21 protein-coding genes, 2 pseudogenes and 1 riboswitch are annotated in these 22,741 nt (G+C 34.1%); of the genes and pseudogenes, 12 read left to right on the forward strand and 11 right to left on the reverse strand.

Annotated elements, in window-relative coordinates:
* Positions 1 to 28 precede the first annotated feature (28 nt).
* Both AC3WTA_RS18800 and AC3WTA_RS18805 read right to left on the reverse strand, forming a co-directional pair.
* On the reverse strand, positions 29 to 961 hold the full coding sequence (locus AC3WTA_RS18800; RefSeq protein ID WP_000812112.1) for a hypothetical protein: 933 nt from the start codon (positions 959 to 961) through the stop codon (positions 29 to 31).
* Positions 962 to 1,036: 75 nt separating this feature from the next.
* Positions 1,037 to 1,510: a hypothetical protein gene (locus AC3WTA_RS18805; RefSeq protein ID WP_001056338.1), complete on the reverse strand. Its 474-nt coding sequence runs from the start codon at positions 1,508 to 1,510 to the stop codon at positions 1,037 to 1,039.
* 271 nt (positions 1,511 to 1,781) lie between these two features.
* On the opposite strand from AC3WTA_RS18805, the gene AC3WTA_RS18810 reads away from it, so the two are divergent.
* Positions 1,782 to 2,852 (forward strand): pyruvate kinase, encoded by a 1,071-nt coding sequence (locus AC3WTA_RS18810; RefSeq protein ID WP_492332964.1) that lies wholly within the window; start codon positions 1,782 to 1,784, stop codon positions 2,850 to 2,852.
* Positions 2,853 to 2,996: 144 nt separating this feature from the next.
* Here the strand turns inward: AC3WTA_RS18810 and AC3WTA_RS18815 are convergent, their stop codons facing one another.
* Positions 2,997 to 3,278, reverse strand: a complete 282-nt coding sequence (locus AC3WTA_RS18815) for a DUF1292 domain-containing protein (RefSeq protein WP_002008111.1) — start codon at positions 3,276 to 3,278, stop codon at positions 2,997 to 2,999.
* Positions 3,279 to 3,436: 158 nt separating this feature from the next.
* Positions 3,437 to 4,117 (reverse strand): NAD(P)H-dependent oxidoreductase, encoded by a 681-nt coding sequence (locus tag AC3WTA_RS18820; protein ID WP_000185905.1) that lies wholly within the window; start codon positions 4,115 to 4,117, stop codon positions 3,437 to 3,439.
* Between the two features lie 129 nt (positions 4,118 to 4,246).
* Here AC3WTA_RS18820 and AC3WTA_RS18825 point away from each other — a divergent pair, with 129 nt between their 5' ends.
* On the forward strand, positions 4,247 to 4,627 hold the full coding sequence (locus AC3WTA_RS18825; RefSeq protein WP_000340658.1) for a winged helix-turn-helix transcriptional regulator: 381 nt from the start codon (positions 4,247 to 4,249) through the stop codon (positions 4,625 to 4,627).
* Between the two features lie 59 nt (positions 4,628 to 4,686).
* On the opposite strand, the gene AC3WTA_RS18830 is transcribed toward AC3WTA_RS18825, so the two are convergent.
* The 4 genes from AC3WTA_RS18830 to AC3WTA_RS18845 all read right to left on the reverse strand — a co-directional run bounded on the left by AC3WTA_RS18830 (position 4,687) and on the right by AC3WTA_RS18845 (position 9,377).
* Entirely contained in the window at positions 4,687 to 5,286 is a 600-nt protein-coding gene (locus AC3WTA_RS18830; RefSeq protein ID WP_000473710.1) for a hypothetical protein, read from the reverse strand.
* Positions 5,287 to 5,551: 265 nt separating this feature from the next.
* Positions 5,552 to 5,863 (reverse strand): hypothetical protein, encoded by a 312-nt coding sequence (locus AC3WTA_RS18835; RefSeq protein ID WP_000860705.1) that lies wholly within the window; start codon positions 5,861 to 5,863, stop codon positions 5,552 to 5,554.
* Positions 5,864 to 6,025: 162 nt separating this feature from the next.
* Positions 6,026 to 7,303, reverse strand: coding sequence for a histidine--tRNA ligase (locus AC3WTA_RS18840; RefSeq protein ID WP_000425318.1), 1,278 nt, complete (start codon positions 7,301 to 7,303; stop codon positions 6,026 to 6,028).
* A 280-nt stretch (positions 7,304 to 7,583) separates the two neighbouring features.
* Positions 7,584 to 9,377 (reverse strand): hybrid sensor histidine kinase/response regulator transcription factor, encoded by a 1,794-nt coding sequence (locus tag AC3WTA_RS18845; RefSeq protein ID WP_000490861.1) that lies wholly within the window; start codon positions 9,375 to 9,377, stop codon positions 7,584 to 7,586.
* A gap of 268 nt (positions 9,378 to 9,645) precedes the next feature.
* Between AC3WTA_RS18845 and AC3WTA_RS18850 the strand changes: the two genes are divergently transcribed.
* The 6 genes from AC3WTA_RS18850 (at position 9,646) to AC3WTA_RS18875 (ending at position 17,985) form a co-directional block, all read left to right on the forward strand.
* A complete protein-coding gene (locus tag AC3WTA_RS18850) occupies positions 9,646 to 11,808 on the forward strand; it encodes a serine hydrolase domain-containing protein (protein ID WP_000834552.1) in 2,163 nt (720 codons plus the stop codon).
* A gap of 203 nt (positions 11,809 to 12,011) precedes the next feature.
* The gene (gene ybaK, locus AC3WTA_RS18855) at positions 12,012 to 12,488 is read left to right on the forward strand and encodes a Cys-tRNA(Pro) deacylase (protein ID WP_000710893.1); all 477 of its coding nucleotides are present in this window, start codon (positions 12,012 to 12,014) and stop codon (positions 12,486 to 12,488) included.
* Between the two features lie 568 nt (positions 12,489 to 13,056).
* Positions 13,057 to 14,022 (forward strand): hypothetical protein, encoded by a 966-nt coding sequence (locus AC3WTA_RS18860; protein WP_000910100.1) that lies wholly within the window; start codon positions 13,057 to 13,059, stop codon positions 14,020 to 14,022.
* 412 nt (positions 14,023 to 14,434) lie between these two features.
* Positions 14,435 to 15,193, forward strand: coding sequence for a DUF975 family protein (locus tag AC3WTA_RS18865; RefSeq protein WP_000579983.1), 759 nt, complete (start codon positions 14,435 to 14,437; stop codon positions 15,191 to 15,193).
* Positions 15,194 to 15,831: 638 nt separating this feature from the next.
* Positions 15,832 to 16,956: a helix-turn-helix domain-containing protein gene (locus AC3WTA_RS18870; RefSeq protein ID WP_000659031.1), complete on the forward strand. Its 1,125-nt coding sequence runs from the start codon at positions 15,832 to 15,834 to the stop codon at positions 16,954 to 16,956.
* 12 nt (positions 16,957 to 16,968) lie between these two features.
* Positions 16,969 to 17,985: an alpha/beta hydrolase family protein gene (locus tag AC3WTA_RS18875; RefSeq protein ID WP_327965525.1), complete on the forward strand. Its 1,017-nt coding sequence runs from the start codon at positions 16,969 to 16,971 to the stop codon at positions 17,983 to 17,985.
* Between the two features lie 257 nt (positions 17,986 to 18,242).
* Here AC3WTA_RS18875 and AC3WTA_RS18880 read toward each other — a convergent pair whose 3' ends face one another.
* From AC3WTA_RS18880 to AC3WTA_RS18890, 3 genes are all read right to left on the reverse strand, one after another.
* Positions 18,243 to 18,899 (reverse strand): GAP family protein, encoded by a 657-nt coding sequence (locus AC3WTA_RS18880; protein WP_078183052.1) that lies wholly within the window; start codon positions 18,897 to 18,899, stop codon positions 18,243 to 18,245.
* 12 nt (positions 18,900 to 18,911) lie between these two features.
* Positions 18,912 to 19,670, reverse strand: coding sequence for a MerR family transcriptional regulator (locus AC3WTA_RS18885; RefSeq protein WP_000581359.1), 759 nt, complete (start codon positions 19,668 to 19,670; stop codon positions 18,912 to 18,914).
* A 65-nt stretch (positions 19,671 to 19,735) separates the two neighbouring features.
* Positions 19,736 to 19,879, reverse strand: a complete 144-nt coding sequence (locus AC3WTA_RS18890) for a hypothetical protein (RefSeq protein ID WP_001183897.1) — start codon at positions 19,877 to 19,879, stop codon at positions 19,736 to 19,738.
* A 227-nt stretch (positions 19,880 to 20,106) separates the two neighbouring features.
* Between AC3WTA_RS18890 and AC3WTA_RS18895 the strand changes: the two are divergent.
* The 4 genes and pseudogenes from AC3WTA_RS18895 to AC3WTA_RS18910 all read left to right on the forward strand — a co-directional run.
* Positions 20,107 to 20,334, forward strand: a pseudogene (locus AC3WTA_RS18895) (TetR/AcrR family transcriptional regulator); the annotation flags it as partial.
* 35 nt (positions 20,335 to 20,369) lie between these two features.
* Positions 20,370 to 20,753, forward strand: a complete 384-nt coding sequence (locus AC3WTA_RS18900) for a hypothetical protein (protein ID WP_002096432.1) — start codon at positions 20,370 to 20,372, stop codon at positions 20,751 to 20,753.
* Between the two features lie 19 nt (positions 20,754 to 20,772).
* A pseudogene (locus tag AC3WTA_RS18905) lies at positions 20,773 to 20,934 on the forward strand (RNA-guided endonuclease TnpB family protein); the annotation flags it as partial.
* A 288-nt stretch (positions 20,935 to 21,222) separates the two neighbouring features.
* Positions 21,223 to 21,326, forward strand: a riboswitch (purine riboswitch).
* A gap of 175 nt (positions 21,327 to 21,501) precedes the next feature.
* Positions 21,502 to 22,380: a 5'-methylthioadenosine/S-adenosylhomocysteine nucleosidase gene (locus tag AC3WTA_RS18910; protein ID WP_000742454.1), complete on the forward strand. Its 879-nt coding sequence runs from the start codon at positions 21,502 to 21,504 to the stop codon at positions 22,378 to 22,380.
* Positions 22,381 to 22,741: the final 361 nt, after the last annotated feature.

Below are 22,741 nucleotides of genomic sequence, written 5' to 3' on the forward strand. Positions count from 1 at the left end.
TAGGCTTTTTTGTTTTTTTTGTAAAAGTCTATTTTTTTTCAATTACGATACGAAATGAACCGAATGCTTGTTGACTGACATAATCTTCTTCGCTAGTTTTATAAGGAAATGGAAAAGCGACGAGCTGAAAATTACTTTCCTGATCCACTGAAGGCAATGTAAAATTGAAAATTTGTCTCGTTTCAGGTGCGACCGCAGTATAAACGATTTTTTTATCATTAAATATTTCAACTTGTTCCCAATCTTTAAAGGCCACGATTGCGTAAGTCATTTCATCTTTTGTTTCATTACCGTTTGATAGAGTTAATTTTTTACCTTCCTTTTCAGAAAATACCGTTTGTAATTTTTCTTCATTGTTCGTAACAAATAAAGGTTCATAAAGATCGTCTTTTAAAATAGCATCTGGATTTATAAAGGTGAGTTTTATTTTTTTGCTTCCCTCCTGAGGGGGATTTATGGAGTATCGCATACTTAAAATCTCTTCTAATATAACCGCTTTATTTAAGTCATTATCTTTTAATTTATATTCAGGTTTTTTAATTATTAAAAAGGTTAATTCACTTGCATTAGGAGAAGTGTGTAAAGAGATTCTCGTAGTAATTGAACTATTTGGTTTCATATCAAAAGAATAGTGTGATACTTCATTAGCGGCTTCTTCTATTTTAAAAGGTTTTTGTTCGTAATCTTCTAGGACAATTAATCCATATTTTCGGTCTTCATCAACATTATGTATGAATGATAACGATACATTTATTTTATTATTCTCCATAGTAATTTCACTACCATTGTTAATATGTTGACCTTTAGTATTCTTCAATCCGTACGAAATAGTATTGGTTTGTTGCTCTCGCTTATTTTCTTTAGGAGATGTATGTGGTTGTATGATTGAAGTAGGGAACAAAACATAAATTATAATTAACGAAATAAGTATAACACTGATAATAATACACATTTGTTTCATAAATAGCACCTCAATATATTTAAAATAAAAGAGAAAAAAGATATGCAAGATGCATATCTTTTTTTCTCTTTCTTACTAGGAAGCTTTTGTTTCGTGATTCACATCATTATAACCATTAAATTTATAGGTATGATTACCAATAGCATAATCATCTCCATCATAAACACTTGTGTTGGTCGCTGTAGCACTTACATAAGTTGATTTTTTGGCACTATTACTTTTCGTATTCACTATTGAGCCATCGCCATTGAAAGTTCTTGCTTTTGCATAAATATAGTCTTCGGTCGTAGTTGGTTTCGATTTAGCAACTGCATATGGGTTACCGAAAAAGGGAGTATACACGCTAATGTTAGGGTCATTCTTAGGTGCAGCTGCAACAACCAAACTAGGAACATTAGATGTTTTTGCTGATTGAACTGTATCGTAGTTAACCAAAACGGGCTGCTTGTCTGCAGCACCCACCTCTGAAGCACTTGCGTAATTAGTAAAACCAAAACCTAAAACCGCTAACCCTAAAGTTGCCACCGCTAAAGATTTTTTCATATTCACTAATTTTCCCACCTTTTTTAAATTTTTGAGTTCGAACTCATTTCATACAATATATGAAAATTTTGAAACTCTCAATAACTTGTCCCATACTTAACTTACCTTTTACTTTTGATTCAACATTTCTTCATTTGTAAAAAATCGAATATCTCTTCTAATGCTTAGCCAGCAAGGGAAATAGGTTTAACTTTATGAAATTCGTGTAAATTTAAATCTAATCATTTCATGATCTCTGTTATTTTTAAGGTTATGTGGGAAACTTATCTAAAAAAGGATGGTGATAAAAATGACAATCGATAGAGTTTGTACAATTGGCCCAGCAAGTAATAATAAAGCAACGTTAGCGCAGTTAATAAATAATCGTATGAAAATAGTGCGGTTGAATTTATCACATGGCACGCATGAAAGTCATAAAGACATCATTCGTTTAGTCAAATCGTTAGACGATTCTATTAAAATTTTAGGGGATGTACAAGGTCCTAAAATAAGGTTAGGTGAAATAAAAGGAGAGCAAATTACACTTCAGGCGGGAGACTCTTTTATTTTACATACACAACCAGTTACAGGGAGCAATAGAGAAGCAAGTGTTGATTATGCAGGAATCGCGAATGACGTGAAAGTTGGAAGTAGAATTTTAATTAATGATGGCGAAGTTGAGTTAATCGTTGAAACAGTAAGTACGGACAAAATAGAAACAAAGGTCAAAACAGGTGGCAATATCTCATCTCATAAAGGGGTGAACTTACCAGGGGCAATCGTTAGTTTACCAGCTATTACAGAGAAAGATAAAAAGGATATCCAGTTTCTTTTAGAAGAGGATGTTGATTTTATCGCATGTTCTTTCGTAAGAAAACCTAGTCATATAAAAGAAATACGAGATTATATACAACAGTATAAAGAAACTTCCCCTAATGTAATTGCAAAAATAGAAACGATGGAAGCGATCGAGAATTTTCAAGATATATGTAAAGAAGCAGATGGAATTATGATTGCAAGGGGCGATTTAGGAGTAGAGTTGCCGTATCAATTTATTCCGCTCTTGCAGAAAATGATGATTCAGGAATGTAATCGAACGGATACATATGTTATTACAGCGACACAAATGCTTCAATCAATGGTAGATCATTCTATTCCAACAAGGGCTGAGGTGACTGATGTGTTTCAAGCTGTACTGGACGGAACGAACGCTGTTATGCTTTCTGCTGAAAGTGCATCAGGCGAGCATCCAATTGAAAGTGTAAAAACATTACGTCTCGTTTCTGAATTCGCTGAGCATGTGAAAAAAGACGGTCCTTTTGTGATGAAAGATGTATTGGAATTGCTGCATAAGTCTTTGGATGAGTGATAAAGTGAAACTTTAATCAGTTGGGGTTTTGTCCATCCCCCACTGATTATCAGCCCTCACCAATCGGGCTTTTACTGCTCGGAGAACAGCGGGATAAATAAAAAGAGGGCGGATATGCATCCACCCTCGTGTTTTTCATTCATATTATTCTTGCTCTTGCTCGTCCAAAATTTTATCAAAAGCAGCAGATACTTTATCAAACTCTTCATCATTTTCAATGTATGAAAACTCATTATCTTCTTCTACTTTTAAAAAGAAAATATCAATGTCTTCCTCAGATTCTGTTTGAATGTCTTCTACGAATGCAACTGCAATATATTCTGCGCCTTCGACATCCATCGCTCCAAGTACTTCTACTTCCTGATCCTCATTATTCTCATCACTGAGAGTAAACACTTCGCCAACTTCAATATCAGACATATCCATTCTCCTCCTGTTCGACTCTAAAAAATAGAGCGCTCAAACTGTATACATACTAACATATCTTTCCATGAAAAATCAATTTCATACATTGGAAAAGCAACTGATTCTTCAATAGAATAAGTATTTAGCTAGAAGGAGTTTTATTTGTGAGTGCTATATTACTAAATCCATTCAACAATTGTATCCATAGTCTGTCTTGTTTTATCACGCTTTGGCTCTTCTTTACGGTAACCAAAGGCAACCATAACAGATACTTCAAGATTATCATCTTTTATAATGCCTTCTTGACGAAGTAAAGAATCTACTTTCTCTTTATCAAATCCTTCTATTGGACAAGAATCAATGCCGATTTGAGCTGCGCTCGTCATCATATTACCTAAAGCAATATAAGATTGCTTAGATGCCCAATCGAATACAGCACGTTCGGATTGTAACAAGTTAAAATCTGATTCCTGGAACTTTTTGAAGAATTCATATCTAATTTTTTGAGTGTCTTCAGGTAATCCAATAATATCGTTCATCATATATTTAATATACTCTGCATCATAATGCATATCTTTAATGTTTCTTGAAAGAACAATGACAAAGTGACTAGCTGTTACAAGTTGCCCACCAGCGCCCCATGAATACGGTTGTAGTTTTTCTCTTATTTCTTTATTTTGTACGACAATAAATTTCCAAGGTTCATATCCAAAAGAAGAAGGAGATAATCTGCCTGTTTCTAAAATGAATTTAAAGTCTTCTTCTGAAATTTTGTGCATAGGATCGAACTCTTTACATGCATGTCTGAAATGAAAAGCCTCCATAATTTTTTCTTTTGTAATTTGTGTTGTATTTGTCATAAAAGTTCCTCTTTTCATTAATTTATTTTTGTAAGTAAATTATATTTTTAAAGTAACTTAGACACAAGTACGCACATTTATGTGTTATAGTATCAAAAAAGATACTATTGATAAGGGAAGGGATTTATTATGGATTGTTCAAATGAAAATAATATAAATTACCCATTTCTAAATAAATATTCTTGTCCAGTGGAAGCTATGGTTGAGGTTATTGGCGGAAAATGGAAAGGGGTTATTTTGTATCATTTATTAGATGGTACAAAGAGGTTTAATGAATTAAAAAGATTAAAACCTAATATCACACAAAGAATGTTAACACTGCAGCTGAGAGAACTTGAAGCAGATGGCATCATACATCGTGAAGTATACCGTGAAGTGCCTCCAAAAGTAGAATATTCATTAACTGAGCTTGGTGAATCACTACGTCCAATGATTCTATTAATGATGGAGTGGGCAACTAATAATATGGAGAAAGTTTTGGAGAGTAGAAATACGAAAAACAATAGTTAAGGGTTGTAGAAATAAAAGGTGTTTTCCATATGTGAAGACACCTTTTATTTCTATATTTTTTACTTTTTAACTTCAACTGCTGAAATTGCAAAGTCATTCAAGTTTACAGTTTTACCATACCAATCAGAGTGTTTGAAGACGATACCTTTACCATATCCTTCAGTTGAAGTACGATCCCATAGCGTTGTCGAATAGCTAGCAGTAGGGGATGCTGTACTTACAGAAGAAATTCTATTTTGCCAATTAGGAGGCAAATTTTTAAAACCGCTACTAAGAGAAAAATACTCGCCACCTTTATTTGCATGTTCATAGAAATCTGTACTATTAGGTCCGCTCCCTCCAACACCAAGGGGATTGATTGTATTATTCAACCTTTGTTTGTCTTTTTCAATAAAAGAATCTAAACTTTCTTTGTTCGAAAATCCATAAGATAACCAGTCTCCATTTTGATTTTGTTTCGGTAGAACTACAGTTATTTTTACGTCCTCCTTAGATGGAGCACCCAATTTGTTAAACAAATCTACAGTCTTTTCATCTACAGTTACATATTCAAAAGAGCTAATCGAATAATCCTTTTCGGTACTAGCTGATACTGACCCCATTCCGCCAGTTAATGCTGTAATGGCTACTGCTGCACCTACTATTAATTTTTTAAACATGAATTCATCTCCTTTAAACTTAGATTTTTTGCATAACTAAAATGTATGTTAATCGGAGTTCATTGTAAATATTTAGAATTTTATAAAAATAAAACAGAATATTCTTTTATTTGTCTGGAGTAAGAAATGCAAGTTTAAATAAAAAAGGATTTACTTAAAAAGTAAATCCTTTTTGGGTGTTAGTAATAAGCTTAGTTTGTGAGATGATTTTGTGATTTGCTAACCTAATTCAAAACTTTACTGATTAAAGTTTTATATTATCCAGCTATGAATCATACACTTCTTTTTTATTTGTGGAAGCAGCATCTAATAAAAGGAAAATGGCTGCTATAATATGTAGAACCATTTCTATATAAGGAAAGAAGGCAACTAGAGTAACGATAATACCGATATAATGAGGGTACGTATTCATGCCTGCTTTTTTAGCTAATAAAATAGTAGTGATATGTAAAGCAATCAATAGTAGCAAAGGTATCCCATATAGGTTAACAAGACTTGGAAATAAATAATAACAAGGACGTAATAAAATATGATAGATCCCTGTAGTCCACTTTAGTGCTTGTATGTAGGTTTTCAAAGTAAATCCTTCTAAAACAATCCATATCTATATATTACCAAAAATAATAGGTAATTGGATATTAAATACTTGTGGTTTTTAGTAGAATATAATTATTTTATGTTAACTAATTGTTTCGTAATCTATAAAATAGAAAAACCACCCAAACGAGGGTGATTCGTATTATAAATAACTACTTAAAGAAGAAAGGGGAACCTTCACCTCACTACCTTCCTTCATATTCCGTAGCATAACGGTTTCTGTATTAAGTTCTTCTTCTCCAATAATAAGCACATAAGGGATATTCTCTTTATTTGCGTAATTAAGGGCACGTTTTAATTTGCGTCCTGCTAGTTCGAGTTCGACTTTTAAGGAAGTGGTAGAACGTAATTGCTGGGCAATTTGTAAGCATTGTAATTCTGTCCCGAGTGGGATGATAAATACATCCGCTGTAGATGATATCGTTTCTTTCTGTGAGAGTGCTGTATAAATAACGTCTAAACCGAATGAGATACCGACTGTTGGATAGCTCATATTATCGCCACGGAATGCCCCAATAATATTATCGTATCGACCGCCGCTACCGATGCTGGATGTAATCGAGCCGTCTTTTAGAAAGATTTCATATACGGTGCCTGTGTACATTGTAAGTCCTCGTGCTAAAAATGGATTGAATATAGCATTCTCATTTATTCCAAGGGCAATCAAATATTGTTGTAATTGTTGTAATTCGTTTACTCCTTCGGCAACGAGTGGAGTATTGAAAGCTTCTTTAAAGTCAGCAATTGAAAGCTTTAGACAAGATAAAACGGTATTACATATCGTATCAGCCATTTCTTCAGTAATTCCGCGCTCTAATACATCTTTTCGTACACCATCAATCCCAATTTTTTCGATTTTGTCTAATGATAAAATTACGTCACTCGTTAGTTCACTAGGGATGTTAATGGACTGGAGAATACCGTTTAACAATTTTCGATTATTATATTGGATTGTTACTTCTAAGTTTAACGTTCGGAACAGTTCAAATGCCATGCTCATAAGTTCCGCTTCTGCCATGACTGATTCTACACCGACTATATCAACGTCACATTGAATAAACTCACGAAATCTTCCTTGTTTAATTGGCCCATCTCGAAATACTTTTCCAATTTCATACCGTTTAAAAGGAAGGCGAATGTTCGGATTCATTGCCACGACTTTTGCGAATGGAATTGTTAAATCGTAGCGTAAGGCAAGGTCACGTTTTCCTTGATCTTGAAGCGTATAAATTTCTTTTAAAATTTCATCGCCACCGCCGTACTTGTAAGACATAAGCTCATACATATTTAACGTTGGTGTTTCTAACGGTTTACATCCGTATCGTTCAAACGTGTCTTCACAAGCTCTTTTAATTTTATTTCGCAACACTTGTTCCTCTGGTAAATAGTCTTTCGTTCCTTTTACATTTTTCATTTCCATTGTAATCACTCCTTTTTAAATTAAAAAAAGCTATGCAGGTATAAAAATACCCACATAGCTTTATGAACGCTTCGTGGGTCAACAGGAAAAGCCCTGTACCCACGAAGAAAAATTTTTCTTCGGATACACGGCGTTACGTATGATGATGAAGTTGGAAAGAAGTATTAACATTTCGCATGACAAATCTCTCCTTAACATAAGTTTTTTCAAATTATATCAGATGATTTTTGAATTATCAATATTTTTAGTTTTGAAGCGAAATGTATTCATTGCACATTGCCTACAAGATGTTTTCTGTTCGTGCCATTTTTATCGCTTCTTCACGATTGTTAACACCTAGTTTTGAATAGAGATTTGAGCAGTAATTACGGATTGTTCCTTCAGATAAAAATAGCTTAGCTGCAATAGATTTATAGCGTAATCCGTTTGATAAATGTTCTAAAATTTCCATTTCCCGTTTTGTAAGTCCGTATGGAAAAGTTTGTTTAGTTGATTTGATTTTCGCTAATTGCTCACGTTGAAGTTTCATTTCTTCAAAAATGCGTGTAGCAACTGATTGGTCAATCCAAGTTCCACCGTTATAAATAAGTTTCAAGGCCTCCTTCATTTCTTGTGGATGAATAGATTTCAACATGTAACCTTCAGCTCCATGCTCTAGTGCAGTTGATGCTTGTAAGGAATCTTCAAATGTTGTCATAAGTACAATCTTCATATTAGGCCAACGTCGCTTCATTTTTAGTAAAGCCTCAATACCATTCATTTCTGGCATCTGAATGTCCATTAGTACAATGTCAGGTTGTAATTGTTCACATAATAGTAATGCCTCAGATCCATCGTATGCCTTCCCAGCAACAATAAAATCATTTTGGTTCTCTAAAATTTGCTCTAAACTATTTGTAATAAGTGCCTGATCATCAACGACCAATAAGCGAATTATGTCATGTACAGGTTTTGTTTGTAATGGAATATTACAAACAATTAATGTTCCCTGTTCAACATTAGACTGAACCGATAATGTCCCCTGAACTTGTTCAAGTCGCTCTTTCATTCCACTGAGTCCAAAGCCAAATTGAATTTCTTTCATTCCAATCCCGTTATCTTCAATTTGCAATCGAAGTTGTTGGTCGTCGAAATGTAGTTGAACGGATATGTTGCTCGCTTTACCGTGCCGAACAGCATTTGTTAACGACTCTTGAAGACAACGGTATAGGCAAAAATTCACTTTTTGCATTACAAGGGTCTCGTTTCCGATCATACGAAATGTAACGGTTGTACCTGTAGATTTCATAAATTCATCTGTTAATTGTTGTAGTGATTCACTTAATGAATTATTAAGTGGATTATGAGATAGCTCATGTAGATGCTTTCGAATATCATTTAGACTATGCTGAGCAATACTGATAAGGGAATCAATTCGTTCAGACTGTGAATCCGGTACTGATGATCTTAGTGATGTGACGCCAGCGATGAGAGAAGTAAGTGTATGACCAATTGTGTCATGTAGTTCATGTGACAGTCGATTACGCTCTTCTATTAAAGTAAGCTCTTCAATCCTTTTAATATGTTGCTCTAATAGTAGTTTTTGCTCTTCAATAATTCGAGATTGCTTATGATACTGAATTAATATATTAAAAGAGATGCCAATGGCAAAACCGAGACTACAACTAACGATTAGTTCATATGGCGGTCGGTTGGCAATCCAAGCATTCAATAGCGGGAATGCAAATCCACAAAAAATACCGCTCCATATGTAATTATTTTGATTACTACATAGTCCAATAATGATTACGAGTAAAATGAAAGACCAAAGTAAATTTGGAGCTATGGATGCTAAGTAAAGATAAAAACAACCCGCAGTGATAATATCGAATGCAGGGTACCATTCTGGTTTCTTATATCGAATAATTAATGGTACAAGGTAAACGACAAAAGTGAGAGAAAGTACAATCATACTTGATGTATGAATGGATGTTGGAAACATAAAATTAGCGCTGATAATAACAATTAGCCAAAATGTTCGTATGAGCACAAATATCCAGTCATACCAAATCCATTCTTTTGTGAATGAGAACATAAATTAAGCACCTACTTGTATTTTAAGATTAATTATCAATGATTCAGATTCATCATGTAACATATCTTTGAAATCGTCAATAGAAAAACAGTCAACAAAGTATGTCATATGAAGCAGTTGACAGTTTGTCACATGTTTTATATGACATTTTTGCATAAAGCGTCAAAAATAAATTAAAACGTTTTGTCACTATGTGATTTAACAATATTGAAGGTAAGGTGAGGGAGTGAGGCAACAGAAAAATTTAAAATAATAGGAGCGATGCATAATGAAGTCATTTATCTTAAAAAAAGGAACAGTCCTTACTTTAACAGGAGCAATATTGGTTGGAGCATTAGCAATACCTTCTTATGAAAACGTACATGCGGTAAACAAAAGGACATCAATTGAACAAGTTATTGATAAAGCTGCCGATGTAAAGGATATTCCAGGAGTTATTGTTACTGTGAAAAATGGAGGGGCAAGTTGGGCATATGCTTCTGGGGAAGGTAATATTGAGAGAAATCATAAAGTAGATGCTGATTCTACTTTTAGAATTGGGAGCACAACGAAGACCTTTGTAGCTACAGTAGTATTGCAGCTTGCGGGTGAAAAGAAGTTAAGTCTTGATGATACGGTAGAGAAATGGTTGCCAGGACTTATTAAAGGGAAAGGCTATGATGGCAGCAAAATTACGATTCGCCAACTATTAAATCATACAAGCGGAATTGCTGATTACTTGACTCCAGATCTTAAAGAGAAATTAATAGAGAATCCAAGTGAGAATTATACAGCGGAACAATTAATTTCTCGTGCCTTACAATTAGAACCAGTAAAAGGATGGTCATACTCGAATACGAATATGGTCATTATTGGATTAATTATTCAGAAAGTAACAGGGGAATCATATGCTGAGCAGATACAAAAACGAATTATTGATCCTCTTAGTTTAAAAGAAACGGTACTTCCTGGAAGCTCAATGGATATTCCGAAAAAAAATGCCCGTGGCTATTTAAATATGGGAGATAAATTAGTAGATATTACTTTGTTTAATCCCTCATTTGCTAATGCTAGTGGTGAAATGATTTCGACAGGAGAAGATATGACAACGTTCTTCCGTGCCTTATTAGGTGGTAAATTACTAACACCGGAAATACAGAAGGAGATGATGACTCACACAGTAGATACCCCATTAGGAAAGTATGGACTTGGTATTCACGCAACAAAATTACCAGATGGTACTGAAGTATGGGGACATGGTGGTGGTATCCCTGGTTTTACTAACTTTGCTGGTGGAACGAAAGATGGTCAGCATGTTATCTCGATAAATATTAATGTATTAGGCGCAGAGAAACAGATTAATAATATTTTAGCTTCAGAATTTGCAGCAAAATCAAAAAAGGAACCCACTGATAAGGAAAAGAAAAGTAAACATCGAGAAGAAGTACAAAATGTAATGGATCAAGTAGTAACGAATAAAAAAATTCCTAGTGTTATAGCTGGCGGATTAAAGGACGGAAAGCGTTGGTCGTATGCGACAGGAACAGCTAGTTATGAGATGCCACGCCCTGTAGAACCGAATTTTTCGTTCCGTATCGGGAGCATAACGAAGACTTTCACTGCTTCTGTTGTACTGCAATTGGCTGAAGAGAAACAATTAAACCTTGATGATACAGTTGAAAAATGGTTGCCGGGAGTTATACAGGGTAACGGATATGATGGGAGTAAAATTACAATTCGTCAGTTATTAAACCATACAAGTGGGATTGCAGCATATACTGATTTAGATATGCGGGATATTACATTGCCTCAAAACCCATTTCGTTATTATAGTACCGATGAGCTCATAAGTTTAGCACTTGCAAAGCCGCCTGTATTTGCACCAGGGGAGGGCTGGAACTATTCAAACACAAATACTGTTATAGCCGGGGAAATTATTCGGAAGGTAACAGGGGATACGTATGCGGAGCAAATTAGAAAAAGATTTATTGAACCGCTCGGGTTAAAAGAGACATTCGTAATGGAAGCAAGTTCGCACATACCGGGTAAGCATGCGAATGGATATAATATGGATAGATCAGGTCGTTTATATGATTTGACAGAAATTAATCAGTCATGGGCAAATGCAGCTGGAGATATGGTTTCAACAGTGGAAGATTTGACTACATTCTTCAGTGCACTGTTGGGTGGGAAGCTCTTAAATCAAGAGCTAATGGATCAGATGTTCACAACAGTAGATTCGCCTATAGGTAAGGTTGGACTAGGAATTTATGAAGAGAAAACATCAGACGGACAATCGTATTGGGGGCATGCTGGTGGGACTTTTGGATTTGAAACAAGAGTCGGTGGACCTATTGGAGGAGAACATATTTTAGTAACTGCTATTAATGCAGTCGGTCCAGAAGTCATTACAGGCAGGGATAAAATATTTAATAAAGAGTTTAGACGTTAAATGAAAAATCGACATCGAGCCTTCCGTTTGAAGGCTCGATGTCGATTTTGTCTATGTGATTTTAAATTTAATGGGAAATAAAATCTTTGTAGGATGATGCATAAATATATCTACAAAAATGTGAAGTTATGCAGGTGAAATGGAAAAGGGTGTATAATAAAAGAAAACTTAATAATATGAAATAATCTTTTAAGGAGACCGCTATGAAAAAAGATAAAACAAATGCGATGCGAATATTAGATAAAGAGAAAGTCGAATATTCGATGATGTCATATGATCCAGACGATGGAAAAATTGATGGCGTATCAGTAGCTGAGAAAATTGGACGAGAAGTGAGAGAAGTATATAAAACGTTAATCGCTCAAGGGAATAGTAAAAATTATCATGTGTTTATCATTCCGGTAGATGAAGAACTGAACTTGAAAGCAGCAGCAAAATTAGTTGGTGAAAAGAAAATTGAAATGATTCCTGTGAAAGATATTACGAAAGTATCAGGGTATATTCGCGGTGGTTGTTCACCAGTCGGAATGAAGAAGTTATTTTCAACATGCATTGATGAGAGTGCGCAATCGCTTGAAACGATGATAGTAAGCGGCGGGAAAATTGGTATACAAATTGAGCTGAAAGTGGATGATTTGGCAAAAGTGACGAGAGCGCAGTTTGGTGAAATAACGAAATGATTATACATAGGGAAAGAAGTTCTAGTTTTAAAGGATAATTAGCTCATTATGGGGACTGATTATCCTTTTTTATATATTTTTTTGCTACTGATAACGATAATTATGTAAGTAAGCTGTTCACATGGGCAGCTTATTTTATTTTTCCGTATAGCATAGATTATTTTGGAAAATGCTGACGGTATCCCTGGGAGTATGAAAAAACAACAAAATACTAAACTTTAGAAGTTAAATAAAGGATGATCAAAATGTAAAAAGACATTAAAGCTATTAAATTTTAAAACCTAAAAACAAGCATAACCCCGTTCTAAATTTAGGGCGGGATTAAAATATTTTTATTATTTGTGAACACTAAGGTTTCTGGTAGGGGAGTGTCTTAATTTAAAATTGGTGATGTGCTAGACTTTATGAGGGCGTTTCGCAGAACTGTTCCAATATGTGTTACTATTTAGTTGTTACATCAATAATTACTAAAATAAGGTAAAGTGTATAGGGATGAAGAGACTAGCGATAAGTTTAGTATCTGAAAAACCTAATTTTACTGGTCAGTGAAGGGGGATCTGTATTTGATATGTTAAAAGATGATATTATTTTGGATAAGCTGCAGCAATTTGTTTCTGAGGAATCTATTCAACGCCAAAGTATGAAGAGTAGCTTTGCTGACTTTATACTGTCATTTGGTGAAACGTCGAAAGCTGCAAATTGGATAGTTAGCTATATCGAGAGCTTATGTCATGCCAAGCATGATAAGGGTGTTTACACTCAAATGAACAACCCTGAATTAATTGCTGATTTGTTAGAAGTGGCTTATGAAAGTTTGAGTAGGGACGCTGATTTGCAACCATACGTTACGCAAATCACAAGATTATTGTATATTGACAAGAAGGAACGAGATATGTTAGATTCTGAACGCTATGTTCAGTACCGGGCAGCTGTGATGTTGGATAAATTAATTTCCTTAAACGTTTCGTTGCCACCGGAAGTAGAAGAGTTGGTGTTATCGGATTATTATAGACAGGATATACCGACAAAAGAGTTCATTTGTAGTATATGGAGGAGATTGGCTGAAAGAGGCACTAATATATCTAATCATATAAGTTCACTAGTCATCAATGTTAAGAACCACGAATCTGCTACTCTCACTAATAATAGTATACTAGCTTTATGGGCATGCATTCGCAGGGGATTCTTTGATACACCTATCCCTGATAGTAATCAAACTTATCACGTATGGCTTTGGCACATGACTACAAGCTGTGTAGATAAACTGAAGAAAACATACGAGGAACCTACCCGCTCAGTGGCAGTAGGCTGTCTTCTTGAAACTGTAAGGATATATCCGGAGGCTCAATCTTTGATTCTAGAGTGCATGGATAAATGGGGAATTGCAGAACCAAAGCGTCCACGTAGTGATTTTCAACGAGATTTAAAAGAGCTTTTTTCACGTTGCGAAAATCATCCAGACATAAATTGCTTACCAGAGAATTATGTTATTACTAAAAGAGGAATCATGTCGAGAACTAAATCTAACTCGTAATTCAAATAACGTAAGGATCGTACGAATCACATTTGATTATTTTGAAGAATGCTGATGTCCCAGGAAGTATAAAAAAGCAACAAAATACCAAACAAAATTATATGAAGCGAGATACCATATAATTGTAATAGATGCTTTTTACGAATTTTCAATAGATAAAACTAAATGAAAAAATAGGTAAAAAAGTGGAGGGGTATTTATCTAAATATATAGAATTTTTAACAAAAATTCATAATTATGTTATATAATGATGTTAACAAACTATATTTTAGGCATTACCCCCGATTGTGTAGAATAAATGATTTTTTGATGAGTTAAAGTGTTTGGCTAAAAGAACTTGTAGCGAGGCCTTGCTACAAGTTCTTTTATTTTTTCAGTAAAGGAAAATAAGAAAAAAGAAGGGGACACAAGTATGATCGGAAATTTAAAGAAAGCAGCATTGAATTCGTTAGATGGGAAATGGGGGGTAGGTATAGGAGTATCAGCTTTATTCTATTTTGTACCAACCTTAAGTGCATCAGCAATCGCCTTTTTTATGTATTTAATATTCGTACTGTTTATCGGGATAATTGGCCCTGATGCATTATTTATTTATTCAATAGGTGGGCAACTACAAGTAGATCCAGTAGCACTTGCTGTACTTATTCTCAGTTATATTGGTTTAGGGGTGGTATGTTTCCTAATTTACAGTGTTATACAAGGTATCTTTAATTATGGATATTCTGTTTTTACTTTACACTTAGGGAAACAAGAAGAAGCTAAGGTAGACGATGTATTTTCAGGATTTAAAAAGAATAATTTGTTTAAATCAATGAAGTTAGGTTTGATGCAAGCTATTTTTCTTTTTTTATGGAGCCTATTACTTATTGTTCCAGGTATTATTAAATATTTTTCTTATTCCATGTCGTATTACATATTAGTTGAGAATCCTGATTATACAGCAAGTGAAGCATTGAGAGAAAGTAAAAGAATAATGAAAGGACAAAAGTTAAAATTATTTGTTCTTTGGCTATCATTTATTGGTTGGTTTTTATTAGCTGCATTTATAGGAATGTTTACGTTTAATCTATCATTTATTTTCATTTCTCCTTATTACAATACAACTGTCTCACATTTTTACTTAAATTTAATTAAAAAACAGGATATTGGAGAAGCGAAGGTAAGTATATAAATAAGAAGAAAGTGTAGAATAGGTGAAATGTATACTATTCTTAAAAGTGGGTATGCAATTAAGCATATCCGCTTTTAATATTATGTTAAAAATCGGGTATATTACGTTTGTTATGATTTGAGCAAGGGTACCGGAAACATGTTGCAAGTTGGAGTGAATAGGGTAAGGATATCGCAAACATGTTGCAAGTTTAATAAAATAGGTATAGCACCACATCACTTTCAAGCTACGGTTATAAAGTCCTCCTAATCAAAAAAAATATCTCTTTACAATTATTTATGAGCATTTAGTTTAGCTTTATCAATCATATAATTACCTACCTTTTGCATTTAATATATCATTGTAAAGACAGAAATGGGTTATGGCTATAATTCTATATAGGCTTTTTCGGCACCTGGGACTTTAAATTTATTTACATTATATTCGCTAATTGTATATACCTTTATCTCTTCAAAATCTTAGCTAGATGGCTATGTATCGGTATCCCACAATAAAAAGGCAGGAACATATCACAAATATGTTCCTGCCTTTCATTGTAGAGAGATGTTTCCTAACAGTTGATTTTGTTAACGAAAGTCGACTTCAAATCCATATTTTGTATGAAATAAAAGCATATAATAAAAGTATGAGGTGATGATGTGAAGGAGATAAACATTCATAAAATAATTGCAGATAAGAGAAAAGAAAAGAGAATTACACAGGAAGAGTTAGCGGCGTATATCGGTATTACGAAGGCGTCTGTTTCCAAATGGGAGACGGGGCAGAGTTATCCGGATATTACATTTTTACCACTGTTAGCATCGTACTTTAATATAAGTATAGATGAACTAATCTGTTATACACCGCAAATGGGACAGGAAGATATTAGAGATTTATATCATAGACTAGCGGAAGCTTTTAGTGAAGAACTGTTTGATGAAGTAATGAAGGAGTGCAGAGAAATAATCAAAAAATATTATTCTTGTTTTCCATTATTACTTCAAATGGGACTACTTTTTATTAACCACCATATGTTAACAAAGGATACGGATAAAAGAATTGAAATGTTAGAAGAGGCAATGTCCCTTTTTAGCAGGGTGCAGGAAGAAAGTGATGATGTTTCTCTTGTAAAAGAGGCGGTATCGTTTCAAGCAACTTGCTATCTTATACTCAATAAACCGAATGAAGTATTGCAATTGCTTGGCGAAACGATACGACCTAACGTCCCAGCGGAAGACCTAATCGCACAGGCGTATCAAATGCTTGGGAATACTGAAAAAGCGAATAAAATAATGCAAATTAGTATGTATCAACATTTAATACAACTCGTTGCAACAATACCGAATTATGTAGTAGTAAATGCTTCAAACGCTGAAAAGGTAGAGTTAATTTTATATAGAGCTTTCATGTTAATAGATATATATGAAATAGAAACATTACATCCCAATATGACTTTAAAAGTATACTATGCTGCTGCACAAGTATATTGTATGCAAGGAAATTTTGAAAGAGCATTAGAAATGTTGCAGAAATACGCAACAGTTTGTGCAGCTAGTTTCACATTAAATAGCCTTCATTTACATGGCGATTCCTATTTTGATGCGATTGATGAATGGTTTGCAGAATTTCCACTCGGTGCTAAAACGGTTAGAAATGAAGAGATTATAAAGCGGAGCATGTTACAAAGTATTGCAGAGAATCCAGTTTTCGCTCCGATGAAAGATGTAAGAGAGTACAAAAATATAATAGCGAGTTTGAAATTTAAATTGGATATAAAAGAATAGAGGGGGGACAAAATGATGATCTTTGATGAATATGAAGTAGCGATAAATAGTGAATTTACTTTGCATGGTACGATTACTAAACCGAAAGCTGACGGGAAGTATGCTGCTGTTGTCATTATCGCTGGATCTGGAGAGATTGATCGTGATGGAATGATTGTACCGTTAAAGCTTGCGTCGAATATTTACAAAGATTTAGCACATGTAATAGCGAGGCTTGGAGTAGTAACGCTCCGCTTTGATAAGCGCGGAGTAGGAAAGAGTGAGGGAGAATTTCTGAAGACTGGAATGTGGGATTTAGTTAGTGATATAGAGGCTACGATTACGTATGTAAAGGAACAACCATTTGTTGATTCGGAAAATATCATTTTAGTTGGTCATAGTGAAGGGGGTATGTTAGCAACTGTAGTAAACGCAAGAACACCAGTTGATGGACTCATACTTCTTACAGGAGCTGCGGAATCGTTAGAAGAAGCTACGAAAAGACAAAGAGAGATTGCTTATAAAGAATTAAAAGAACAAAAAGGAATAAAGGGAAAACTCATGCGCCTTCTTAATGTAGAGAAACGTGGAGAGAAGCAGATGGAAAAAATAAAAGAGAAAATGATGAATACAGAAAAAGATACAATTAAAGTAGGTTTTAAACCGATGAACGCAAAGTGGTTTAGAGAGCATTTTCAGCATGATATTTATAAAGATTTACAACAAGTAACATGTCCAGTGCTAGCTATTGCTGGTGATAAAGATATTCAGGCTGATCCTGAAAAAGCGAAACGAATTGATCATTATGTGAAGGGTGATTCTGAAGTACATGTAGTGAAAAATATGGATCATAGTTTGAAACGTTTTGAAGGGGAGTTCAGAGCTTTAGAGTTTAAAAAGAATTATGAAGAAGGGGCGGGAAAGCCACTTCACCCGATGCTGGAAGAAATAATTGTGAATTGGATAAGTGCGAATTTTATCTCGCATAAGATCCCTGCATCAACATTAAGTGAATATGAGGGAGATGGAAAGGAGAGTAACTGTCTGTAAAAGACGGATTGGTTTAGATTAATAATAGGTATAAGTTCAAGCACATCTCCCTGATTGTACATTCTATAGTAAGATAATAAACTTTTGTTATTAGATCGCTATAGAAAATCCTCTTATTCAATCTGATATGCTACTAAATTCTGTAGAGGGGTGTTTGTATAAGGTTCGAAGTATAAATTCATATTCCGCTTCAAAACTTTTATCTAAATCAATATAGGTGTAGGCTCAAAATAAAGTTAGAACAATTATACAACACTCTACAAATAATCCAGGCTATTTAATATTAAGAGGAAGCCAACTATACACATAATCCATGACAGCGCTGACCCTGAATGATTAGCGATTTTCATTCGAAGCCTCTCGAGAGGTTTTTGCATCCACCGACCAAACAGGAGATAGAAGAGAAATAGCACGAGAGAGGGCAATACCATAATAAAGTTGTATCCAGCTAAAATAGAAGACCATTCTACCCATGATAGATTAGAAGTAGTTAGTATGCCAATTGCTACAAAATAAGGAAATGCAGTTCCCGCTTCAATTAATGTAGTAGTGAATCCGAGCGCAATTATGGAAAGAATGCTATTTGATTTTGGTGAAGGGAACTTTGAACTTTTCTTTGGTGGAATATAAAAGCTTGCGATGAATAATAGGGCTCCAATAATAAATAATGTCCAGCTTACGATTCGGTTTTGAAATACGCCAGAAATAATCTCAAATAAAAAATTTAACCCTAGCATGAGTGAAACTCCAACAACAAAATAACATCCAGCTACCGTCAATAAATAAACGAATAAACGTTTCGTGAGACGCTCTTTATCTGTTAAAAGTAGATATATTGTTACTCCTATTGTAGTAGGGCTTAGCGTGTCCAATATAGCTAATCCGCCTATTAGGAGAAGTTGTTCTGTACCCATCGTGATTTCCCCTTATTTCGGCTCAGGCTTATTTTTTTCATTCATAAAAATGGCATATGCCTCGTTCATAAACTGAAGCACATCTTGATCAATTGGGTATAAACTAAGTTTCTCTGATTGTTTGGGAGACATCCTTATCTCCCAAAGCTTATTTAGAAATTCATCCTCACCTTCAAATTCTTCTAAGCGTTTTTCCTCCATTCTTCTCATGATATTTTGAACTTTTGTTGCCTTTGGACCGTCCTTCATATAACGTTTTAACTGGCCGATGAGAGCAATCCATTCAAGTGAATCAGAACAGTCACTTGACATTTTAGGAACCTTTTCTAATAATTTTATTTCTTTTTCTTTAAATACAGATTCGCGATAATACTGTTGTATATCTTTATCTTTGCTGGATAATTGCATAATCTTCTGAATCGCAATCCAGCTTTCTTCTCCTTCTATCGCAATTCCATTTATCAATTCCCGTAAGGATAATTCTATTTTCTTTAAATGTTCCTGCTCTTTTATTACATAAGATAATTGATTCTGTAAACTATCCGACCAATCCCATTCATTGAAGTCGAGCATATTTTTAATCTCTTGTAACGGAAATCCAACTTTTTTTAAAAATTGAACTTGCTGTAGTTTTTTTATTTCTTCATTTGTATATAAACGATGGCCACCTTCTGTTTTTGATGCTGGTTTTAATAATCCGATTTTATCGTAATAACGCAGTGTCCTTACTGTAACGCCTGCCAGTTCTCCAACTTTATTAATGTGTATCAACTGATAAACCTACCTTTCTGAACGTTAAGATTTTATCGTTAACGATTATTTTCTTCATACCACATCTATTCTTCTTTACTAAAAAGATTTTTAAGTAAGTAACCTGATCCTAATCCAATTAGTACACCAGGAAATGCATAATCCAATGTCAGTCCGATCCCTGCACCTATAATGACACATCCATAAATAATAATATCGCCTTGTTGCATCTAAAAACCTCCTATTTTTCTAATTTCTTTTATGAAATTGCGAAATAGTAGCTACTTAACAGTATATAAAATGACCCAACGTCAACTTCAAGTGTTTTTGATTTTTATTAATACATTTATATAAACCTTTAAAGCGCCCTCTAACGGAAGATTTAATTTCAAAATATTTTGCGGGCTTATCGTTCCAAAATATTTATACTAAAATATATAATACGGGGGTGTGGTTAATGGGTAGAAAGATTAGTTTTAATAAAGAGCAAGCTTTAAATAAAGCTATGTATTTATTTTGGGAGAAAGGTCATGATGCTACATATATATTAGATCTTAATGAAAAGAAGGGTATAAGCTAATCTACTCTTTATGATAGTTTTGGAGATAAGGATGCTCTATTTAAACTGGTTTTGGAACATTATGAAAACTTCGGTGTCTTAGCATACAAAATTCACGTACTGTTCTTGTTATCCTGAGGTGAAATGGGAGGGAATGTCTTTTGGGAAGTAGACCTGTAAAGTTATTTTTTAAATCAATTCTATTTTTTTTCTTATGCGGTATTGTTGTTTATTCTATATTTCAGATTATGTTTGTCTGGAGTGTTTCGACAGGATTAGGGAGGGATGATATAGTCGGATTTTCTGATAATAAGTATGTAATTGGTCGTCCACCTGTTAGCTATAATTTATATAAAAAAGATAGTGGGGAAACTATATTAGATAATGTTATTGGTTATAAAAAAGGAAAAACGAAAAGCTATGTTCGGAATGAAATCGAATTTGTAGTGATAAATGAGATAAAGGGTAGCTATGAATTGTATAAAATAGAAAAAGCTTCAGAAAAGGATATAGAACGGCTGAAAGAAATGCAGAAATTAGAATGAAAGAGACTATTTGAAGGATAAAAATGCTGTTGGGTTAGACTTCGCAATGGCTGAATTGTACGTGAGTAGCGAAGATGAGAAAGCCAATTATCCTTGCTTTTATCGTCAGATGTTAGACAGATTAGTAAAATCGCAACGAGTATTAGCAAGGCGCGTAAAAGATTCAGCTCGCTGGAAGAAATAATTGTGAAGTGGATAGAGGCGCATTGTATCTCGTAATACGAGGGGAAAAAGACTTCCAGATCGATATAAGGCGGAAGTAAGAAAGCTTAATTGTTTGTAAAAGCTCGGTTGTTGTAGGTGGATTTAGTTCAGTATTCAGAATATAAGTTTTTAACGTTATTTTTTACTTAAAAATGGATAAAAAAATTAATTTACCATTTAAAAAACGAACATTAAAAAATATTTTAATAAAAATGTTCACATTTAGATTGCGTGCACACTAAAAGTTTGATATATTACCAATATAATAATTTTACACATCATCACTCGTATATACTCGGTAATATGGTCCGAGCGTTTCTACCTAGTTCCCAATGAAAGAACTGGACTACGGGTTAAAGTGTTCGGCCGTGCTGTTCAATGAGCGCTATCGATCTATAATTTTGCATTTGTTTTACCTTATGCTTAATTAACTTTGACTATCGTAGTTCTAGAAAGTAGAGATTCTTCTACAATTTCTAGAACTTTTTTGTTTGGACCAAAAGTATCGAGTATAGAAAACAACAAGAGAAAGAGGAGATTATTTATGAAGAAGAATACGTTGAAAAAATGTGCTGCCCTAGTAACTACTGTTGCATTGTCATTCTCGATACTTGCGGGATGTAATGCGAGTCCGAAACAAGTTGAGGCAAAAAACAATCAAAAACCAATCTTAATTCAAGGGCCAATGCCGATAGAAGCTGAAAAGTTTGCAAAAAGGTTGAAAAATGTGAAAGAAGAAAAGTCTGGAACTTTCGTATTTTATAAAGGAACTGTCGACAATTATCCTGTAATTGTTGCGAAAACAGGTAAAGGAATGGAAAATACAGCAGCCGCTACAGCAGTGGCTATTGAAAAATATAAGCCTATAGCGATTATTAACCAAGGAACATCAGGTGGACATGATCCTAATTTAAATGTATTTGATATTGTTTTAGGAAAAAAAGTCGCGAATATAGGTTCATTAAAAACAACAAATATGGATGAGAATCAAGGGATTGAACCGACAAAATGGATTTCAATGGACTTAATGGCTTCGGAAGGAAGTGCAGGAGAAGATCCAAATGCTGAGAAAATCCGATACTACGAGGGAGATAAGGATTTACTTGCAGCAGCTAATGCGGTGAAAGATAAATATACAAAAGGTAAAGTGGTGGAAGGGACTATAGGTTCAGCAGATCTTTGGAATAATGAAGTGGATAGAATTAAGTGGTTCCATACAAAATACGGTACATCTGTAGAAGAAATGGAAGGTGCTGCAGCAGCGCAAATCGCAAAAGCTTATGACGTACCATTTTTAGGGATCCGAGTATTATCTAACAATAAAACAAACGGCGGAAAATACAACCCAAATACAGCGGCAGCAAATCAAGAATATGTATATGAAGTAGTTAAAAAGTATATAGATTCGATACCAAATAAATAGTAGTAGTTTTGTCCCAATATAAAAATGTTATCATTACTGCGCAATGTGTTGTGAACTCAGAATTAACAAAGTTTCTTTCATTAAAATAGATTGGTGCCTTACATGGTATCCAATCTATTTTTGTACGTATTCTACAGAGGAAGAAGGGTTTTACACAAAAAATAAAGACAGTTATAGAAAAAAGAAAAGTCGAACGATTTATCAAATATGCATAATTGCATAAAAAAATTGAAATTTCTAAGTTAACATTAAACTACCTTTAAATTGTAAAGAATATTTTAATAATCTTTACTAGAGAAGGATATTCCTTGAGAAGTAGATAAACCAAAAGTGTGGAAATGATACAGACTCAATAGAGTTT

The organism is Bacillus sp. EB106-07-01-XG149, assembly GCF_058791555.1.

Excerpts from the sequence above, each read along its gene's own strand:
- AC3WTA_RS18800 (WP_000812112.1), bottom strand. The coding sequence starts at position 961 with ATGAAACAAATGTGTATTATTATCAGTGTTATACTTATTTCGTTAATT.
- AC3WTA_RS18810 (WP_492332964.1), top strand. The coding sequence starts at position 1,782 with ATGGTGATAAAAATGACAATCGATAGAGTTTGTACAATTGGCCCAGCA.
- AC3WTA_RS18815 (WP_002008111.1), bottom strand. The coding sequence starts at position 3,278 with ATGGATATGTCTGATATTGAAGTTGGCGAAGTGTTTACTCTCAGTGAT.
- AC3WTA_RS18820 (WP_000185905.1), bottom strand. The coding sequence starts at position 4,117 with ATGACAAATACAACACAAATTACAAAAGAAAAAATTATGGAGGCTTTT.
- AC3WTA_RS18825 (WP_000340658.1), top strand. The coding sequence starts at position 4,247 with ATGGATTGTTCAAATGAAAATAATATAAATTACCCATTTCTAAATAAA.
- AC3WTA_RS18830 (WP_000473710.1), bottom strand. The coding sequence starts at position 5,286 with ATGTTTAAAAAATTAATAGTAGGTGCAGCAGTAGCCATTACAGCATTA.
- AC3WTA_RS18840 (WP_000425318.1), bottom strand. The coding sequence starts at position 7,303 with ATGGAAATGAAAAATGTAAAAGGAACGAAAGACTATTTACCAGAGGAA.
- AC3WTA_RS18845 (WP_000490861.1), bottom strand. The coding sequence starts at position 9,377 with ATGTTCTCATTCACAAAAGAATGGATTTGGTATGACTGGATATTTGTG.
- AC3WTA_RS18850 (WP_000834552.1), top strand. The coding sequence starts at position 9,646 with ATGAAGTCATTTATCTTAAAAAAAGGAACAGTCCTTACTTTAACAGGA.
- ybaK (WP_000710893.1), top strand. The coding sequence starts at position 12,012 with ATGAAAAAAGATAAAACAAATGCGATGCGAATATTAGATAAAGAGAAA.
- AC3WTA_RS18860 (WP_000910100.1), top strand. The coding sequence starts at position 13,057 with ATGTTAAAAGATGATATTATTTTGGATAAGCTGCAGCAATTTGTTTCT.
- AC3WTA_RS18865 (WP_000579983.1), top strand. The coding sequence starts at position 14,435 with ATGATCGGAAATTTAAAGAAAGCAGCATTGAATTCGTTAGATGGGAAA.
- AC3WTA_RS18875 (WP_327965525.1), top strand. The coding sequence starts at position 16,969 with ATGATGATCTTTGATGAATATGAAGTAGCGATAAATAGTGAATTTACT.
- AC3WTA_RS18880 (WP_078183052.1), bottom strand. The coding sequence starts at position 18,899 with ATGGGTACAGAACAACTTCTCCTAATAGGCGGATTAGCTATATTGGAC.
- AC3WTA_RS18890 (WP_001183897.1), bottom strand. The coding sequence starts at position 19,879 with ATGCAACAAGGCGATATTATTATTTATGGATGTGTCATTATAGGTGCA.
- AC3WTA_RS18910 (WP_000742454.1), top strand. The coding sequence starts at position 21,502 with ATGAAGAAGAATACGTTGAAAAAATGTGCTGCCCTAGTAACTACTGTT.